Origin of the sequence: Delftia sp. JD2, assembly GCF_001682645.1 — a bacterium.
In the GTDB taxonomy this organism is placed as follows: Bacteria; Pseudomonadota; Gammaproteobacteria; order Burkholderiales; family Burkholderiaceae_C; genus Comamonas; species Comamonas acidovorans.
The window spans coordinates 21,569-38,358 of record NZ_LFJT01000061.1 but is presented as its reverse complement, the minus strand read 5'-3'; the positions used below and the strand labels follow the sequence as shown (position 1 = coordinate 38,358).

Genomic DNA, 16,790 nt, shown 5'->3' with positions numbered 1-16,790 from the left:
ACCAATCCCACGAACCCCACCAATCCGACCAACCCCACGGATCCTACGAACCCGACCAACCCCACCAATCCCACGGATCCGACGAACCCGACCAACCCGACCAACCCGACCAATCCCACGGACCCCACCAATCCGACGGATCCCACGGACGGCCACGGCCTGATCACCTCCGTGCAGGACGTGGTGGGTGCGCTGTCCGGTGGCACGGTCGCCGGCCCGGTGGGCAACCTGATCGATACGCTGGTCAATCCCGGCAGCGGCACGCTGTCCGGGGTGACAGGCCTGCTGGAGAGCCTGACCAGCACCAATGGCGGGCCGCTGGGCGTGCTGACCGAGCTGGTGGACGGCCTGGTCAATATCCAGAATCAGGGCCTGGAGCCCCTGATCAGCACGCTCAATGAGCTGCTCAAGGGCCTGGACGAAGCGGGTTCCGGCGGCTCCATCGGCACGGTAGTGGACAACGTGCTCGGCGGTCTGCTCGACGAAGACGGTGCGCTGGGCGGCCTGCTGGCCGGCGTGGGTGGACTGCTGGGCGGCCTGGTGGGCGGCGGAACGGGCAATCCTCCCGGCACGCCTGACAGCGGCGTGGTCACCTCCGTGCAGGACGTCGTGGACGGCCTGCTGGGCGGCACCGTGGCGGCCCCCGTGGGCCAGTTGCTCGATGCGCTGACCAATCCCACGGACGGACTGCTGTCCACCGTGACCGGCGCGCTGGAGAACCTGACCAATGTCGAGGGCGGCCCGCTGGGCGTGCTGACCGAGCTGGTCAACGGCCTCACCCAGGTGGACGGCGAAGGCCTGGCCCCGGTGATCGGCACGCTCAACGAGCTGATTGCCGGTCTGGGCAACGGCCTGGGCGAAGATGGGCTGGGCGGACTGGTCGGCAGCCTGCTGGGCGGCCTGGTGCCCGGTGGCGGCACGGGCGGTGGCACGGGTGAAGGCCTGGTCACCACGGTGCAGGATGTGGTGGACGGCCTGCTTGGCGGCACCGTCGCAGCCCCTGTGGGCCAACTGCTGGATGCGCTTACCAATCCCACCGATGGAACGGCCTCGGTCGTCACCGGCCTGCTGGAAGGCCTGACCAGCGTGGACGGCGGCCCCCTGGGCGTGCTGACCGAACTGGTCAATGGCCTGACCCAGGTCGATGGCCAGGCCCTGCAGCCGGTGATCGGCACCCTCAACGGCCTGATTGCCGGCCTGGGCAGCGGACTGGGCGAGGGCGGCATCGGCGAGCTGGTGGACGGCCTGCTGGGCGGCCTGATCCCCGGCGGCACGGGCGGCGGCAGCGGCGACGGCCTGGTCACCACGGTCCAGGACGTGGTGGACGGCCTGCTCGGCGGCACCGTCGCAGCCCCTGTGGGCCAACTGCTGGACGCGCTGGCCAATCCCACCGATGGCACGGCCTCGGTCGTGACCGGCCTGCTGGAAGGCCTGACCAGCGTGGACGGCGGCCCTCTGGGCGTGCTGACCGAACTGGTCAATGGCCTGACCCAGGTGGACGGCCAGGCCCTGCAGCCGGTGATCGGCACCCTCAACGGCCTGATTGCCGGCCTGGGCAGCGGCCTGGGTGAAGGCGGCATTGGCGAGCTGGTCAGCGGTCTGCTGGGTGGCGATGGCGGCCTGCTGGGCGGCGTGCTTGGCGATGACGGCCTGGTCGGCGGTCTGTTGGGCGGCGATGGTGGCCTGCTGGGCGGTGTCCTTGGCGGCGATGGAGGCCTGCTGGGTGGCGTGCTTGGCGAAGACGGCCTGGTTGGCGGTCTGCTGGGCGGCGATGGCGGCCTGCTGGGTGGCGTCCTTGGCGAAGACGGCCTCGTCGGCGGCCTGCTGGGCGGCCTGGTTCCGGGCGGCGGCACAGGCAGCGGCGACGGCCTTGTCACCACGGTGCAGGACACCGTTGGCGACCTGCTGGGCGGCACGGCCGGAGCGCCTGTGGGCCAGGTACTGGATGCGCTGATCGACCCCGGCACCGGCGCACTGTCCGTGGTCACGGGTCTGGTGGAAGGCGTGACCCAGGTCAACGGTGGTCCGCTGGGTGTGGTGACGGACCTGGCCAATGGCCTTACACAGGTCCCGGGCCAGGCACTGCAGCCGGTGATCGGCACCGTCAATGGCGTGCTGGCCGGCCTGACCGGCGGCGATGGCCTGCTGGGTGGTGTGGTCGGCGGCGACGGCGGCTTGCTGGGCGGCGTGCTCGGCGATGACGGCCTGGTCGGCGGTCTGCTGGGCGGTGACGGTGGCCTGCTGGGCGGCGTCCTTGGCGGCGATGGCGGCCTGCTGGGTGGCGTGCTCGGCGATGACGGCCTGGTCGGCGGTCTGCTGGGTGGCGACGGTGGCCTGCTGGGCGGTGTCCTTGGCGGCGATGGAGGCTTGCTGGGTGGCGTGCTTGGCGATGATGGCCTGGTCGGCGGTCTGCTGGGTGGCGACGGTGGCCTGCTGGGCGGCGTCCTTGGCGGCGATGGAGGCCTGCTGGGTGGCGTGCTTGGCGATGATGGCCTGGTCGGCGGTCTGCTGGGCGGCGACGGTGGCCTGCTGGGTGGCGTGCTTGGCGAAGACGGCCTGGTCGGCGGTCTGCTGGGCGGTCTGGTTCCGGGCGGCGGCACAGGCAGCGGCGACGGCCTTGTCACCACGGTGCAAAACACCGTTGGCGACCTGCTCGGCGGCACGGCCGGCGCCCCTGTGGGCCAGGTACTGGATGCGCTGATCGACCCCGGCACCGGCGCACTGTCCGTGGTCACGGGTCTGGTGGAAGGCGTGACCCAGGTCAACGGCGGTCCGCTGGGTGTGGTGACGGACCTGGCCAACGGTCTGACGCAGGTCCCGGGCCAGGCACTGCAGCCGGTGATCGGCACCGTCAACGGCGTGCTGGCCGGCCTGACGGGCGGCGATGGCCTGCTGGGTGGCGTGGTCGGCGGTGACGGCGGCCTGCTGGGTGGCCTCACGGGCGGACTGACGGGCGGCTCCGGTCTGGTCGGCGGCCTGCTCGACACGGTGGTGGGCGACAACGGCATCGTTGGCGGACTGCTGGGCGGCGACGACGGCCTGCTGGGCGGCCTCACTGGCGGTCTGACGGGCGGCTCCGGCCTGGTCGGCGGGCTGCTCGACACGGTGGTGGGCGACAACGGCATCGTTGGCGGACTGCTGGGCGGTGACGGCGGCCTGCTGGGTGGCCTCACGGGGGGCCTCACTGGCGGATCGGGCCTGGTCGGTGGCCTGCTGAACACCGTGACGGGCGACAACGGCGTCGTCAGCGGCGTGCTGGACACGGTGGCAGGCAACAACGGCATCGTCAGCGGCGTGCTCGACACCGTGGCCGGTGGCAGCGGCATCGTCAGCGGCGTGGTCAACACCGTGGCGGGTGACAACGGTGTCGTCAGCGGGCTGGTGAACACCGTGGCTGGTGATCACGGCATCGTCAGCGGCGTGGTCAATACCGTGGCGGGCGACAACGGTGTCGTCAGCGGGCTGGTCAATACCGTGGCCGGCGACAACGGTGTCGTCAGCGGGCTGGTGAACACCGTGGCTGGCGACAACGGAATCGTCAGCGGCGTGGTCAACACCGTGGCCGGCGACAACGGAATCGTCAGCGGCGTGGTCAACACCGTGGCCGGCAACAACGGCATCGTCAGCGGCCTGCTGGGTGGCGGCAGCAGCGGCGGCGGCCTGCTGGGCGGGCTGCTGGGGGGATCGTCCGGCGGCGGGCTGCTCGGTGGTCTGCTGGGTGGCACATCGCACGCGGCAGCGGCCTCGGTCGCCGAGCTGGATCCGATTGCCACCTCCATCAGCAGCCATGCCAGCAGCACGGCCGATGCAGCAGCCAGCGTGCTGACGCAGCAACTGCACCACAACACCCTGCTCTGAGCGGCCGCGGCGCCTGCGGGCGCCGCATCCATCCCCTGCGCCGCCGCCCCACGGTGGCGGCGCACGTCCCAGGAGATCCTCCATGTCACACACTTTCAGGCTGTGCACCATCGTGCTGCTGGCCGCAGGGCTGGCCGCCTGCGGATCCACCGCCACCACCAGCACGCAGCGTTCCGAGCACCACTACGCCTTCGGCAAGGCCCCGGCCCCGGCGCCGGCAAGCTCCGGCGTCGCGCCCGTGGTGGCCACCACGCAGGCCGACCAGCGCGGGCCCGCCAACGTCGCCCACATCGTCTACTTCGACTTCGACGCCTACACCATCCGCAACAGCGACCGGGCCATCGTGGAAAGCCATGCGCAGTGGCTGCGCAGCAATCCCGGGCGCTCGGTGATGCTGCGCGGCCATACGGACAGGCGCGGCGGCATCGAATACAACCTGGCGCTCGGCCAAAAGCGTGCCGACGCGGTGCGCAACAGCCTGCAGCTGCTGGGCGTGAACCCGGCCCGCGTGGAGTCCGTCAGCTACGGCAAGGAGCGGCTGGCCGACGAAGGCACGAGCGAAGAAGCCCACCAGCGCAACCGGCGCGTGGAATTCGACTACCGCTGAGCCGCCGCGCTCCGCTTCCGCCTGCCGCCGGGCCGCCATGAAGGAACAGATCCGCACGCGGTCGGTGCACCGCAGCCCGGCGTCCCGTCCCCACGGGAAGAGCAGCCTCCCAATGACCCTGACCGAGGCCGAGAGCATGTTGTCGCAGCAATTGGCAAATGGCCTGGAGTACCTGGCACGGCACATGGTGCTGCTGCCCGAACCCTACCCCGGCTGCATTCTTTTCTTCACGGTGTCGGCCGAGAACAAGGTTGCCTCCGTCTTCCACGTGCGCGCCACCACGCTGGAGGCTGCCTGGCGCGAGGGTGCGACACGCGTGCGCCAATGGGCCTGGGCCCGCAAGCGTGACGAGGTCGATCTGCGCATCGACTGGGCGCAGGACATCACGCCCCTGAAGGCGGACAGTCCGCTGCCGGACTGCAGCGCCTGGACCCAGGCGCCCATGCGCTCCCTGGCCCTGGCAGATGCCAGCCTGGAGCGTGCGCAGCTGCTGCAGCCCCTGCTGCCAGATCCGCACCCGCTGGGCAGTGAAACAGGCAGCGCCCAACCGCCCCTGCACCCGCCCTGCCTGCTGCTGCACCTGCGCGGCATCTATATCAGCGGGGAGCAGCCCGCCATGGCCGTGCCGCGCACCGACCCGCCGGAGCAGCGCCTTTGGCCCCACCTCGTGCCCGTGCACGCTGCGCTGCAGCAACTGCTGGCGCAGCAGGGCAAGGACGGAAGCTGGCCCGGTTGCGGGGATGTCTGCGACCACCTGGGCGTGACCTACGCCCTGCTGCAGGCCCAGCGCCATGCGGGCAGCGCCGCGCTGGCGCAGGCCATTGCGCTGGCCGTGGACCATGTGGAGCAACGGCTGCAGCCATTGCCCGGCGACTGCCTGCCCAGCGCGCTGGCCATGCTGGTGCTGGCCCGCCACCTGCGCAACAGCTTTGTCCTGGGGCCGGGAGCCGACAGCCAGGCCCGCGCCCGCATTCCGGCGCTGATGGATCCGCTGGCGGAAAGCCTGCTGTCCATGGCTGCCGCTTCGGCCAGCACCACCAAGGCTGCCGCCGCTGCCACCAATGCCGCTGAAGCCGGCACACCCCGCTCCGGCCAGCCCATGCTGACCTGGGCCGAGCTGGCCATGCATGTCTATGCAAGCTCGCGCCCCCCCACCAGCGACAGCCCCACGCTGCGCGCGGCGCGCAGCGCCCTGCCCGACACGGCGGCCCTGCCTGCCGCCTTCCTGCAGGCCGCGCTGCCGCAGCTGCTGGGCATGGAGGTCGGCAATGACGGCAATGGCGACGATGGCGAAAGTGTCGAGAAGGCAGGCGCCCTTTGTGCACGCTGGATAGGCATTGCCCTGGTCGAGAGCCTGCAGCTCGACGCAGGCCTGGAGCCGCAGCCCACCGACCTGCTGCGCCAATGGCAGATCAGCCTGCAGCGCCATCTGCAAGGCATGGCCCAGCGCGCCATCTGGCCTGAGCAGGCGCTGTACCTGCCGCCCGCCCGGCGCCGCCATGCAGCCTTTGCCGATGGCAGCCTGCGCCAGGTGCTGCAGTCCCCGCGCGAAATCGCCTGGCTGCTGGCATCCAGCCTGGCAGGCCTGGAACTGCTGGACGCCCTGACCCAGGCACTGCGCGCGGCCACCAGCCATGCCGCGGCCGAATCCGGGGAAGACGCGCTGCCTGCGCAGGCAGGCCACGGCCTGAGCGCGGGTGACAGCCCCGCCAAAGCTTCCCCGCCCTCGCCACCACTCTCCCTCACGTCGCGGGCCGATGAGACTGCGGGCCAGCCGGCTTTTCCGCCCACAGCGGGCTCCATGTACCCGTCCATGTCCTGGGACAGAGCGTCCCTGGCCGAACTGATGAACGGGCGCTGGCTGGATGCAACGACGGAGCCCGGCACAGATCCCAGCACCGATAGCGGCACAGATAGCGGCACAGATAGCGGCACCGGCTGCGCGGGATTGGATGCCAGCCGCCTGCACCACCAGCCCGGCGCCGCCGTGCTGGTGCGGCGTGCAGGCATGGCGCTGGGCGTGCAGGCTGCGGCCCTGCCCACGCTGCGCGCCTCGGCGCTGATCAGCAGCAGCCCGCAGGGCCTGCTGGACCACGGCGTGCCGGTGCTGCATGTGCCTGATATGGAAGAGGGCCTGCGCAATCTGGCGCAGGCGGCCCGCCGCCGCATCCAGTCGCCCGTGGTCGCCGTCAGCGGCTGCGTGGGCAAGACCTCCACCCTGGGCATGATGCGCCAGTGCCTGCAGGACGGGGGAGACGCGCGTGGCGATGCCCTGCTGTCCCAGGGCACGGCGCTGCAGATGATCAATTGGAGCGAGGCCTCGCCCTGCGCCCTGCTGGAGCTGCCATTGCAGGCACTGCGTGGCGACCTGCCGCTGATTGACCCAGATATTCTGGTTATTACTAATCTTTCAATAAATAACACCCCCCATTCAGGGGAGTCCGAGCCCTCCGGACAGGCCGGTCTGTCCGGTGAAAGAAAATACGAAGCATTGCAGGAAGTGCTTGAAGCCATGCAGCTCATGCACAAAGGCAGTGCGCTGGTCACCGATCAGGACATAGGTGAAAACCCCAGTGTTATTGAGCATGCGAGGCGCATGGGACTGCGCCTGATCACGTTTGGCCCCCATTGCAATGCACAGGTCCGTGAAATGGGGTTTCACAATGGAAATCTGCAAATAGGCATGGGCAGCCTGCGCCTGGGCATTTCCCTGCAATCCGACGGCCACCACATGGCACTCAATGCGCAGGCGGCCCTGGCGGCCCTGCATGCATTGGGCTATGCGCCCGCACAGGTGCAGGCCTCACTGGCCCATTGGCAGCCCATGATCGGAGCCGGGCAGCCGCAGCTCCTGCCCAGTGGAATCTGCCTGCTGGACCACAGCCTGAGCAACCACTTACTGTCCATGACGGCTGCATTTTCCCAGCTGCAGTCGGTCGCTCCCCATGTGAGCAGAAGGCTGATCGTGCTGGCGGGCATACAGCCCGGCCAGGCCAGCATCGACGCTGCGCAGCTGGCCCTGGAGCCGCTGGTGCGGGATGCCCAGGCCCGGCGCGTGCTGCTGTACGGGGAGCCGCTCAGGCCGCTGGCGGCAGCCTTGGGCGATCTTTTGCACGTCAATTGGTATGACGATCTGAATCAGCTGATTTGCTCGCTGCTGAGAACTACCCATAAAGGCGATACGGTTTTGTTGGCCGGCCGCGCCACGACCAATCTTGCCCTGGCGGCCGATGCCATACGAGATAGTTTCAGTGGGCACGGGGGTCATTTAATAGCGTCTATTCAGGCTCCCTGCTTTGATCCACATCAAAAACAAATGAACATGCATTCTTGATTGAATAAAACTTATAGAGGGCTGTATATAACTCGCTACAGTGTTTGTGAAACGAGTACCTTTACATTTTGTAAAGATGCTTACTAAGCCCATCAGAACATGATCCGATACCTTCTTCCCCGTCAGTTGGCCAAGGCCACGGCGATGCCGTCGGGAACGGAGACGGTGGGGGCTTTTGCATCTGCCATCGCCGAGTCCTTCGACCGGGCTGCGCACCAGTTGCGCCGGGCTGGCTGGCTGTCGCTGCCCATCAGTCTGCTGGGCCTGCTGCCGTCCATCTTCCTGCTGCAGGTCTACAACCGCGTCATTGCGCGTGGCGGCACCGCCACCCTCACGGCCATGGTGGCGGGCGTGCTGTTCTTCCTGGGCGTGGAATGGTGGCTGCGGCGCAGGCGCGCCCGCGCCCTGCGCGAAGCCGGCGCCATGATCGACCGCGACGTGTCCCAGGCGCTGATGCACTCCATGCTGCGCCACCCGCTGGCCGCGCTGGAGCAGCGCTCCTCCAGCCAGTGGCTGCAGCTGTTCCGCGACGTGAGCGCCATGCGCTCGGGCATGTCCGGAGGCCTGGCGACCTCGCTGCTGGACCTGCCCATGGCCCTGCTGGCCCTGGTCGTCATCGGCATCATTGCCTGGCCCGTGCTGCCGGTGATTCTGGTGGCCATGCTCATCATGGGTGTGCTGGCCTGGTGGTGGGCCGACGAGGTGCGCAGCGGCCGCGTGGAGGAAATCGCCCAGGCCCGCATGCTGGACCGGGGCACGGCCGAGATCTGCAATGCCCGCGCCACGCTCAAGGTGCTGGGCTACGACGCCGCCGCACGCCAGAACTGGCAAAGCGGCTATGACCGCTGGCTGGCCGAGAGCTTTGGCAAGAACGGCGAGATGGAGAACGCACGCGAGGCCAGCACCGTGCTGCTGACGCTGTTCTCCATTGCCGTGATCACCGTGGGCGCCATTGCCATCAATGCGCAGTGGATGAGCATCGGCAGCCTGATGGCCGTGAACCTGCTGTCGGGCAAGGCGCTGGGCCCCATCTCGCAACTGGCCAGCAACTGGCGCTCGCTGGCCCATGCCAACGAGGCCGCACGCCGCCTGCAGGCCGTGCTGGAGGAACCCGTCGAGGCCATGACCGACACCGTGGACCTGCCCCGGCCCCAGGGCCGGCTGCGCCTGGACCAGGCAAGCTTCCACTACCCGGGCGGCCATGTGGCGCTGGAGCAGGCATCGCTGGAGATCGGCCCCGGCGGGCTGCACGCCATCGTGGGGCGCAACGGCGCCGGCAAGTCCACCCTGGCCAAGCTGCTGGCCGGCCTCTACCAGCCCACGCAGGGGCGCATCTTCATCGATGAATACGACATGGCCCAGTTCCCGCGCGCCGAACTGGGCCGCTGGATAGGCTGCCTGGCCCAGCAGGTGTACTGGTTCAGCGGCCCCATCGTGGACGGGCTGCGCATGGTCAACCCCGATGCCGACGACCACAAGATCGTCACCGCCTGCCAGATCTCGGGCGCACACGGCTTCATCAGCCGCCTGCCCCAGGGCTACCAGACCGTGCTGGGCGAAGGCGGCGCGGGCCTGTCGGCCGGCGAGCTGCGCAAGCTGGCCCTGGCCCAGCTGTTCCTGCGCAACCCCTCGGTGCTGATCCTGGACGAGCCCAGCAACGACCTGGACTTCGAGAGCGAAACCGCGCTGCTGCAGACGCTGCGGCAGATTGCGCTCAAGCACACGGTCATCGTCGTCACGCACTCGCTGCGCGTGGCCTCCATGGCCCAGCATCTCTACCATGTGCGCGGCGACGGCGGCATCGAGCATGGCTCGCCCCAGCTGCTGCTGCCCCAGCTGTTCGGCACGGCGCGCGAGCCGGCGGCTCCCGCAGCACCCGCAGCGTCCGCAGCCCCCGCAACGCCGGCCGACCCGGCCCCGCATGCCGATCACCCCGCCGTGGCGCAGGAGCTTGCCTCATGAGGGCCGGGCGCTACGACGACCTCCCCCTGGTGCTTCGCCAGTCGAGCGAAGCGCAGGCAGCCGTGCACGGCCAGCCGCCTGCGGACGCGTCCGGCGCAACGCCCCCTACCCCTGGCCGAGCCGCCCTGGCGCGGGGCAAGTGGCTGCTCGTCATCCCCGTCGCCGCCCTGGTGGTCACCGGCCTGTTCTATCCGGTGGAGAACGTGGTGGTCGCCAGCGGCCAGGTCATCCCTTCCGACCGCGTGCAGACCGTGCAGCATCTGGAAGGCGGCATCGTCACCGCCGTCCATGTGCGCGAAGGCCAGGCCGTGACCCAGGGCCAGCCGCTGCTGGAAATCGACCTGGGCAGCAACAGCCTCAACCTCGAACAGCTCACCGCCCGCATGGCCACGGCCCAGGCCGTCAAGGCGCGTCTGGGTGCGGAAAGCCAGGGCCGGCCGCTGCAGCGCACCGCCTTCCCCGCCGACCTGGACGCGCAGGTGGTCCAGGCCGAACTGGGCGCCTTCTCGGCGCGCGCGCTGGAGCACCAGGGCAGCCTTGCCGCAGCCCAGGCCCAACTGCAGCAGGCGCGCGGCGACGTGGCCCAGGTGCAGGCGCGCATCGAGGGGTTGGAGACCAATCTGCGCCTGCACCAGCAGGAAGCCTCCATTGCCGGCCAGCTCGCCTCCGAGCAGCTGATAGGCCAGCTGGAAGTGCTGGACAAGCAGCGGGCGCTGGAGCAGGTGCGGGCCGAGCTGGCTGCCTCGCGCCAGACGCTTTTCAGCAACCGCGCCAAGATCGAGCAGGCCCAGGCCAAGCTGCAGGAGACCCAGGGCGCCTTCCGCCGCCGCGCCTCCGACGAGCTGGCCCAGACCGAACGCGAGCTGGCCAGCCTCAACGAAGACCTGGTCCGCGCCCGCACCCAGCGCACGCGCACGGCCGTGCTGGCGCCCACCAGCGGCTTCGTCAAGGGCCTGCGCAGCTCGGGCGCCGGTTGGGTGGTCAAGCCCGGCGAGCCCATCCTCGAAATCGTTCCGGACAAGGACGAAGTCATCGTCGAGGCGCGCCTGAGCCCCGCCGACCGTGGCTATGTGCACCCCGGCCAGGCCACCCGGGTGAAGATCTCGGCCTACGACTTCCTGCGCTACGGCTCGGTGCCCGGCCAGGTCACCCTGGTGGCGGCCGATGCCGACCGCGATCCCAACCTGGCCGACTCGCCCTCGTACTTCCGCATCCAGGCCAGCCTGGAGCAGCCCTGGGTGGGCCGCACCGACAACCGCATCACCACCGGCATGCAGGCCGAACTCGACCTGCTGCTGGGCCACGAACCCTTTATCTGGTATTTGCTGCGGCCCGTGCTGCGCATCCAGAGCGAAGCCTTCCGGGAGCCCTGATGCCAGGCCGCCCGACCTCCCCTTCCATGGGCTGGCACGCCCGCTGCCACGCCCGGCTGCGCCAGCTGCTGGCCGCTGCCTGCTGCCTGTCCGCACTGCAGGCGCTGCAGGCCGCTGCCGCGCCCGTGGCTGCGGCGGACAGGGACCTTGATACGGACATCGGCATGGTTGCCGCAGCCGCAGCCGCACCCGCACCCGCATCCACATCCGCAAACACGGCCGCAGCCGCACCGGACCCCGTGGTCCTGCGCCTGGCCCAGCACCTCACGCCCGGCACCCTGGCCAGCGACGGCGGGCAGCGCCGCCTGCTCGATGCGCTCTATGCCCTGATCGACGAATACCCCGACGTGCGCAAGGCGCGCGCCGCGCTGGAATCGGCCGGGCATGACGTGAACACCGCGCGCGGCGCGCGCTGGCCCACCTTCAAGGTGGGCACCAACACGGGCGATGCCAAGCTGCGCCGGGGCCGCGAGTCCTACACCGCCGTCAACGCCGAAGTGCGCATGGCCCTGCTGGACGGCGGCGCCATCGGCGCGGGCATCCGCTCGGCCGAATCGCAGGAAGCGGCCCAGGGCAGCGTGCTCTACGGCACGCGCCAGAACGTGCTGCTGGAGGCGCTGACCGCCCTGCTGGAGTTGCACCGCTTCGAGGACAAGGCGCGCGTGGCGGCCGAGTCGGCGCGCATCATCGGCCAGCTCGCGCGCATCGAGGAGCGCCGCGCCGAACTGGGCGCCGTGGGCCGCAACGACCTGCGCCAGGCCGCCTCGCGCCAGGCCGGCGCCCTGGCCCAGCAGCACGCGCTGGAGTCGCAGCGCATGGATGCGCAGGCCCGCTTCACGCGCTACTTCGGCTTCACGCCCCAGCCCGGCTGGCTGCCCCAGCTCAACGTGCCCGTGCAATGGATGCCGGCCAACGAGGACTCGGCCCTGCAGGCCTCCGAAACCGTCAGCCCCGAGCTGCAGGAGATGGAGCAGCAGATCGAGAAGGCCCGCGCCGAAGTGGACCGCAGCAAGTCCCAGCGCTTTCCCACGCTGGCCGCCGTGGTGGCCCACACGCGCGACCCCAGCGGCGTGCTCTATGCCGAGGGCACGCGCTACGGCGTGGAGCTGAGCTGGAACTTCGGCAACGGCTTCGAGCTGCGCGACCGCATCCTCAAGGCCATCAACGAACTGCAGGCCCAGGAAGCGCAGCAGGAAACCGTGCGCCGCCAGGTGCGCGAAACCGCCTCCGCCGCCTGGGGACGCACCCAGTCCGGCCGCCAGCGCGAAAGCCAGCTGGCCGACGCCGTGCGCGAGGCGCGCGCCGCCTTCGAGGGGCGCCGCCGCCTGCTCGAAGTCGGGCGCGGCAGCCTGGCCCAGGTGCTGGACGCCCAGCTGGACATGCAGCGCCTGCTGCTGGACGAGGCCGACGCCATCTACGACCAGCGCATCAACGAACTGCGGCTGGCACGCACCACCGGCCGCCTCCTGCCGCAGGACCCGCCCGACCATTGGCTGAACGCGCTGTTCACCCCGCAAAAACCGATTCCGGCAGGTGGTGGTGCGCCAGGCACTGCCCCCATGGACGAGCCCAGGAACGCGCCCGGGAATGCCCCCGACATCCAACCCGGCCCTGCGCCCTCGCGCATTCGCCCCGACCCCCAGGACGCTGCCGTGGCCACCCTGTCCGCCAGCGCCATGCCCCAACGAATACAGCTGCGCCTTGAGCAGCAGTTGCGCCCCGTTTCAGACGCTTTTCCAACCACCGCCTCGCGACAGCAGTGGTGAAGTGAGAAGCGGCAGGTGAGGTTTCCCGTGCAGCGGCCGGCTTCTGCCCATCGCCAGCCGCCGCCATCGACAACGATGGGCTTTTGCAACCGAAAGGACGATGCCATGACCGACATCATCAAGAACTTCTGGAAAGACGAAGAAGGCGCCACCGCCATCGAGTACGGCTTGATCGCCGGCCTCATCGCCGTGGGGATCGTGGTGGGCGCCACCGCGCTCGGCACCAATCTGAATGGGCTGTTCACCCGGATCGCCACCAAGCTCACCGGCTTCGTTCCCTGAGCGCCGGCTCCGGCGCGATCTGGCCGGGCTCGGGCGGGGCTTGCCTCCGCCCCCGGCGCCAAGGCATTTTGCAAACCGAAAGGACCATGCCATGACCGAAATGATCAAGAACTTCTGGAAAGACGAGGAAGGCGCCACCGCCATCGAATACGGGCTGATTGCCGGCCTGATTGCCGTGGGCATCGTCGTGGGCGCCACCGCGCTGGGTACCGATCTGAACGGACTGTTCAGCCGGTTGGCCACCAAGCTCAACGGACTTGCCCCCTGAAGATGGAGTGGGCCTCGCTATGGCTGTGCGTCTGCATCACATGGCTCGCAACGATTGCGGTCATGGATCTGCGCATTCGGCGCGTGCGCAACTGGATGGTGCTGCTCGGCCTGGCCACAGGCGCGGCGGCGCTGGCCAGTGGGGCGCAGCCGTTCCAGGTCTCGGCCTGGAACGCGCTGGCCGGACTGCTGGCGGGGTTTGTCGTGCTGCTTCCTTTCTATGCACTGCGCTGGATGGGAGCGGGCGACGTCAAGTTCGGCGCGGTCGCAGGGCTGTGGTTCGGGCTGAGCTTCGACCTGCTGCTGATCTGGACCGGCGGCAGCCTGCTGGCCGGCCTGCACGGCCTTCTGGTGCTGTCATTGCGCCACCTGAGCCACAGCCCCACCGGCCTGTGGCTGCAGGCCCGGCTGCCCCTGGCCTGGGCGGCCCGCCTGGCACCGCTGGGCGCTGCGTCTCAGCCCGCAGGCGCCACCGATGGACCGCGCCAGCCCCAGCGCTCCATTCCCTATGCCGGCTACATGGCCATTGCGGCCATCGCCCTGGCCTGGCGCCACAGCCAGCCGCCTGCCTGAACGGGAGATGCCCATGCAGATCGCTTTCCCCTCGCCACGCACCACACGGCCCGGCCCCGCCGCAAGCCGCCGCCGTGCGCTATCCGGACGCTTTCCTGCCCTGGCGGACCCTCTGCGCCATGGCAGGAAAGCGCCAGGGCAGCCCCCATGCCTGAACACCGTCGCCACCCACTTGCACCAGGAGCCCCAGCCATGAACCTCACCAAGATTCTTGCCGGACTGCTGGTGGGGCTGGCCATCGTGCTCGCAGGCCTTGCCTGGCTGCTGGGCAGCCAGCCCGCACGCCCCGTGGCCCAGCCCTCACCGGCCGCCTCGGCGCAGCCGGCCCCCGAGCCCGTGCCGCAGCATGCCGTCGTGGTCGTGGCCCAGGCCATTGCCGCAGGCCAGCGCATCGGCAGCGAGGATGTGAAGCTGGCCCAGCTGCCCGCCCCCGTACCCGGCAGCTTTGCCGCAACCGACGACGTGCTGGGCCGCACCACGCTGATGGCGCTCACCCCGGGCACCCCGCTGTTCGAGCAGCAACTGCTCAGCGGCCTGGCGCTGCAACTGGAGCCGGGACAGCGCGCCCTGGCGATCGCCATCCGGGAGCAGATGGCTGCTGGCCACCATGTGCGCCCCGGCGACTTCGTGGATGTCTACTTCACGCTGGACGGCAAGTCCGACCAGGCACCCGTGGACGCGCAGACCCGGCTGCTGCTGGCGCGCAGCCGCGTGCTGGCCTACGGCTCCGGCAGCGTGGAACGCCCGCCCATGCCGGCCGTCCAGCGCCAGGCGCAGCAGGACAAGGAATCGGCAGGCTCGTCGCTGCGCCGCGCCAGCGCTGCGGATCAGACCGGCCAGCGCCCTGAGAACGTGCAATCGGCCGTGCTGGCCGTGCCGCTGGACGATGTGGAGCGCCTCACGCTGGCCGAGAAATTCGGCCAGCTCACCCTGGCGCTGCGCAACCCGGACGACCTGTCCGTGCCCGATCCCAAGCTCTTCGCCGCACTGCCCGGCGCACTGCAGCCGGTGGCGGGCCGCCTCCGGAAAGACCAGGCACTGGAGGGTGCCGACCGCGCCTTCGCCGGCCTGCGCATGCAGGACCTGGCCACCGGCGCCGACGCCAAAAACATCCGCAAGCCTGCCGCCCAGCCCATGACGGCCTTCGCACCCGCCGTGCGGCCGCCGCCGCAGCGGGCCCCGCGCGAACGCACCGTGGAGCTGCACAACGGAGCCGCGGTGCAGATGGTGAACTACTGAAAACACACAACAAGAGGGAGATGCCATGAAGTGCAAGAACATCTCGACGGCCGGAGCAACACCGCTGCAGCGCGCGGTCTGGACACTGTGCGGCAGCATGGCCTTGCTGGCATTGCCGCCAGCGGTGTCGGCGCCTGCGGACACCGCTGCCGTCCAAGGCATGCACGCCCCCGGCGCCGGGGACATGCCCTCTGGCGACTCCCTGCAGCTGGTGGCCGGACGCCAGCACCTGATGCCGCTGGCCAGTACTCCGGGCCGCATCGCCGTGGGCGACCCCAATGTGCTGGACGTGAAACTGCTGCGCGCCACGCCGGGCTCCGGCGCCAGTGCCGGCTCCGGCTCCGGCGGCACCGAGCTGCTGCTCACGCCCAAGGCCCAGGGCAGCACCACGTTGGTGGTGTGGCCCCAGAAAGGTGGCGCACCCCAGCGCTGGGAGGTCCAGGTCCGCGGCCAGCACCTGCTGCTGGAAAAGCGCCTGACCTCGGTTCCAGAACATGCCCAGGCCGTGGCCGAACTGCGCCAGTACGCGCCCGCCCAGACGCTGCTGGTGGACAACGCGCAGATCGACGTCAAGAGCAACACCGTCCAGGTGGACGTGCAGGTGGTGGAGTTCAAGAAATCCGCGATGAAGCGCATCGGCGTCAACATCTACAGCGGCGGGCGCAACAACCAGGGCTTCAGCTTCGGCAGCTTCAGCCCCGGCGTGGTGGGCAGCATCAGCACCAATACCAACGGCACGGGGACAGGGACGGGAACGGGCAATACCGGCTCGGGCGGCACGGGAGGCACGGGCTCGGGCGGCGTGTCCAACAACACCTCGTCGGCCATTGCCAGCGCCATGAGCCTGGTGATGACCTTCGGCAAGGCCTTCAGCGGCGCCGGCATCGTCACGCAGCTGAGCATCCTCGAAGGCAATGGCATGGCGCGCGTGCTGGCCCGGCCGACCCTGCTGGCCCAGACCGGCCAGAACGCCAGCTTCCTGGCCGGCGGCGAGCTGCCGATCCCGGTGCCCGCGCGCGACGGCAACATCGCCATCCAGTACAAGGAATTCGGTATCAAGCTGCAGCTGACGCCCACCATCCTGTCGGACGATCGCATCGCCCTGAAGGTCTCTCCCGAGGCCAGCGACCTGGACTTCAACAGCGGCGTGACCATCAGCGGCGTCACCGTGCCCGCCATCCGCACGCGCCGCGCCGACACCTCGGTGGAGCTGGCCGATGGCGAGAGCTTCGTCATCGGCGGGCTGGTCAGCCGTGCCACCACCTCCAACGTCAGCAAGGTGCCGGTGCTGGGCGATCTGCCCATCCTGGGCACCTTCTTCAAGAACCTCAACTACACGCAGGAAGAGTCCGAGCTGGTGATCATCGTCACCCCGCGCCTGGTCCACCCGCTTCCCGCCAGCACCAATCTCGAAGCCCTGCTGCCCGGTGCGCAATCCGAGCAGCGCAACGCCGGCAAGGTCTGGCTGCCCTACCTCGCCGGCGGAATGAGCACCCAGACCGCCGTACCCGGCTTCTCGTACTGACGAC

11 protein-coding genes are annotated in these 16,790 nt (G+C 69.7%); all 11 read left to right on the top strand.

What is annotated here, in order from left to right; all coding sequences use genetic code 11:
* Positions 1-3,858: hypothetical protein (locus ACM14_RS24705; RefSeq protein WP_065347618.1), on the top strand; the 3,858-nt coding region annotated here is incomplete at its 5' end.
* A gap of 82 nt (positions 3,859-3,940) precedes the next feature.
* Positions 3,941-4,465 (top strand): OmpA family protein, encoded by a 525-nt coding sequence (locus ACM14_RS24700; RefSeq protein WP_012204004.1) that lies wholly within the window; start codon positions 3,941-3,943, stop codon positions 4,463-4,465.
* Positions 4,466-4,577: 112 nt separating this feature from the next.
* Positions 4,578-7,799, top strand: coding sequence for a Mur ligase (locus tag ACM14_RS24695; protein WP_254662130.1), 3,222 nt, complete (start codon positions 4,578-4,580; stop codon positions 7,797-7,799).
* A 99-nt stretch (positions 7,800-7,898) separates the two neighbouring features.
* Entirely contained in the window at positions 7,899-9,761 is a 1,863-nt protein-coding gene (locus ACM14_RS24690; protein ID WP_043823925.1) for a peptidase domain-containing ABC transporter, read from the top strand.
* Positions 9,758-11,134, top strand: coding sequence for an HlyD family type I secretion periplasmic adaptor subunit (locus ACM14_RS24685; RefSeq protein ID WP_065347617.1), 1,377 nt, complete (start codon positions 9,758-9,760; stop codon positions 11,132-11,134). The genes ACM14_RS24690 and ACM14_RS24685 overlap by 4 nt, the downstream gene beginning before the upstream one ends.
* Entirely contained in the window at positions 11,134-12,900 is a 1,767-nt protein-coding gene (locus ACM14_RS24680) for a TolC family protein (RefSeq protein ID WP_065347616.1), read from the top strand. Before ACM14_RS24685 ends, ACM14_RS24680 begins: the two co-directional genes overlap by 1 nt.
* Before the next feature lie 105 nt (positions 12,901-13,005).
* Complete coding sequence (locus ACM14_RS24675) at positions 13,006-13,182, top strand: Flp family type IVb pilin (protein ID WP_013803749.1); 177 nt, start codon at positions 13,006-13,008, stop codon at positions 13,180-13,182.
* A gap of 91 nt (positions 13,183-13,273) precedes the next feature.
* Positions 13,274-13,450, top strand: a complete 177-nt coding sequence (locus ACM14_RS24670; protein ID WP_013803750.1) for a Flp family type IVb pilin — start codon at positions 13,274-13,276, stop codon at positions 13,448-13,450.
* Between the two features lie 2 nt (positions 13,451-13,452).
* Positions 13,453-14,022, top strand: coding sequence for a prepilin peptidase (locus ACM14_RS24665; RefSeq protein ID WP_081816268.1), 570 nt, complete (start codon positions 13,453-13,455; stop codon positions 14,020-14,022).
* A gap of 192 nt (positions 14,023-14,214) precedes the next feature.
* On the top strand, positions 14,215-15,261 hold the full coding sequence (gene cpaB / locus ACM14_RS24660; protein WP_065347615.1) for a Flp pilus assembly protein CpaB: 1,047 nt from the start codon (positions 14,215-14,217) through the stop codon (positions 15,259-15,261).
* Between the two features lie 25 nt (positions 15,262-15,286).
* Complete coding sequence (locus ACM14_RS24655; RefSeq protein WP_065347614.1) at positions 15,287-16,786, top strand: type II and III secretion system protein family protein; 1,500 nt, start codon at positions 15,287-15,289, stop codon at positions 16,784-16,786.
* Positions 16,787-16,790 lie beyond the last annotated feature (4 nt).

Coding starts and splice junctions, on each gene's coding strand:
- ACM14_RS24700 (WP_012204004.1), top strand. CDS start 3,941: ATGTCACACACTTTCAGGCTGTGCACCATCGTGCTGCTGGCCGCAGGG.
- ACM14_RS24695 (WP_254662130.1), top strand. CDS start 4,578: ATGACCCTGACCGAGGCCGAGAGCATGTTGTCGCAGCAATTGGCAAAT.
- ACM14_RS24690 (WP_043823925.1), top strand. CDS start 7,899: ATGATCCGATACCTTCTTCCCCGTCAGTTGGCCAAGGCCACGGCGATG.
- ACM14_RS24685 (WP_065347617.1), top strand. CDS start 9,758: ATGAGGGCCGGGCGCTACGACGACCTCCCCCTGGTGCTTCGCCAGTCG.
- ACM14_RS24680 (WP_065347616.1), top strand. CDS start 11,134: ATGCCAGGCCGCCCGACCTCCCCTTCCATGGGCTGGCACGCCCGCTGC.
- ACM14_RS24675 (WP_013803749.1), top strand. CDS start 13,006: ATGACCGACATCATCAAGAACTTCTGGAAAGACGAAGAAGGCGCCACC.
- ACM14_RS24670 (WP_013803750.1), top strand. CDS start 13,274: ATGACCGAAATGATCAAGAACTTCTGGAAAGACGAGGAAGGCGCCACC.
- ACM14_RS24665 (WP_081816268.1), top strand. CDS start 13,453: ATGGAGTGGGCCTCGCTATGGCTGTGCGTCTGCATCACATGGCTCGCA.
- cpaB (WP_065347615.1), top strand. CDS start 14,215: ATGAACCTCACCAAGATTCTTGCCGGACTGCTGGTGGGGCTGGCCATC.
- ACM14_RS24655 (WP_065347614.1), top strand. CDS start 15,287: ATGAAGTGCAAGAACATCTCGACGGCCGGAGCAACACCGCTGCAGCGC.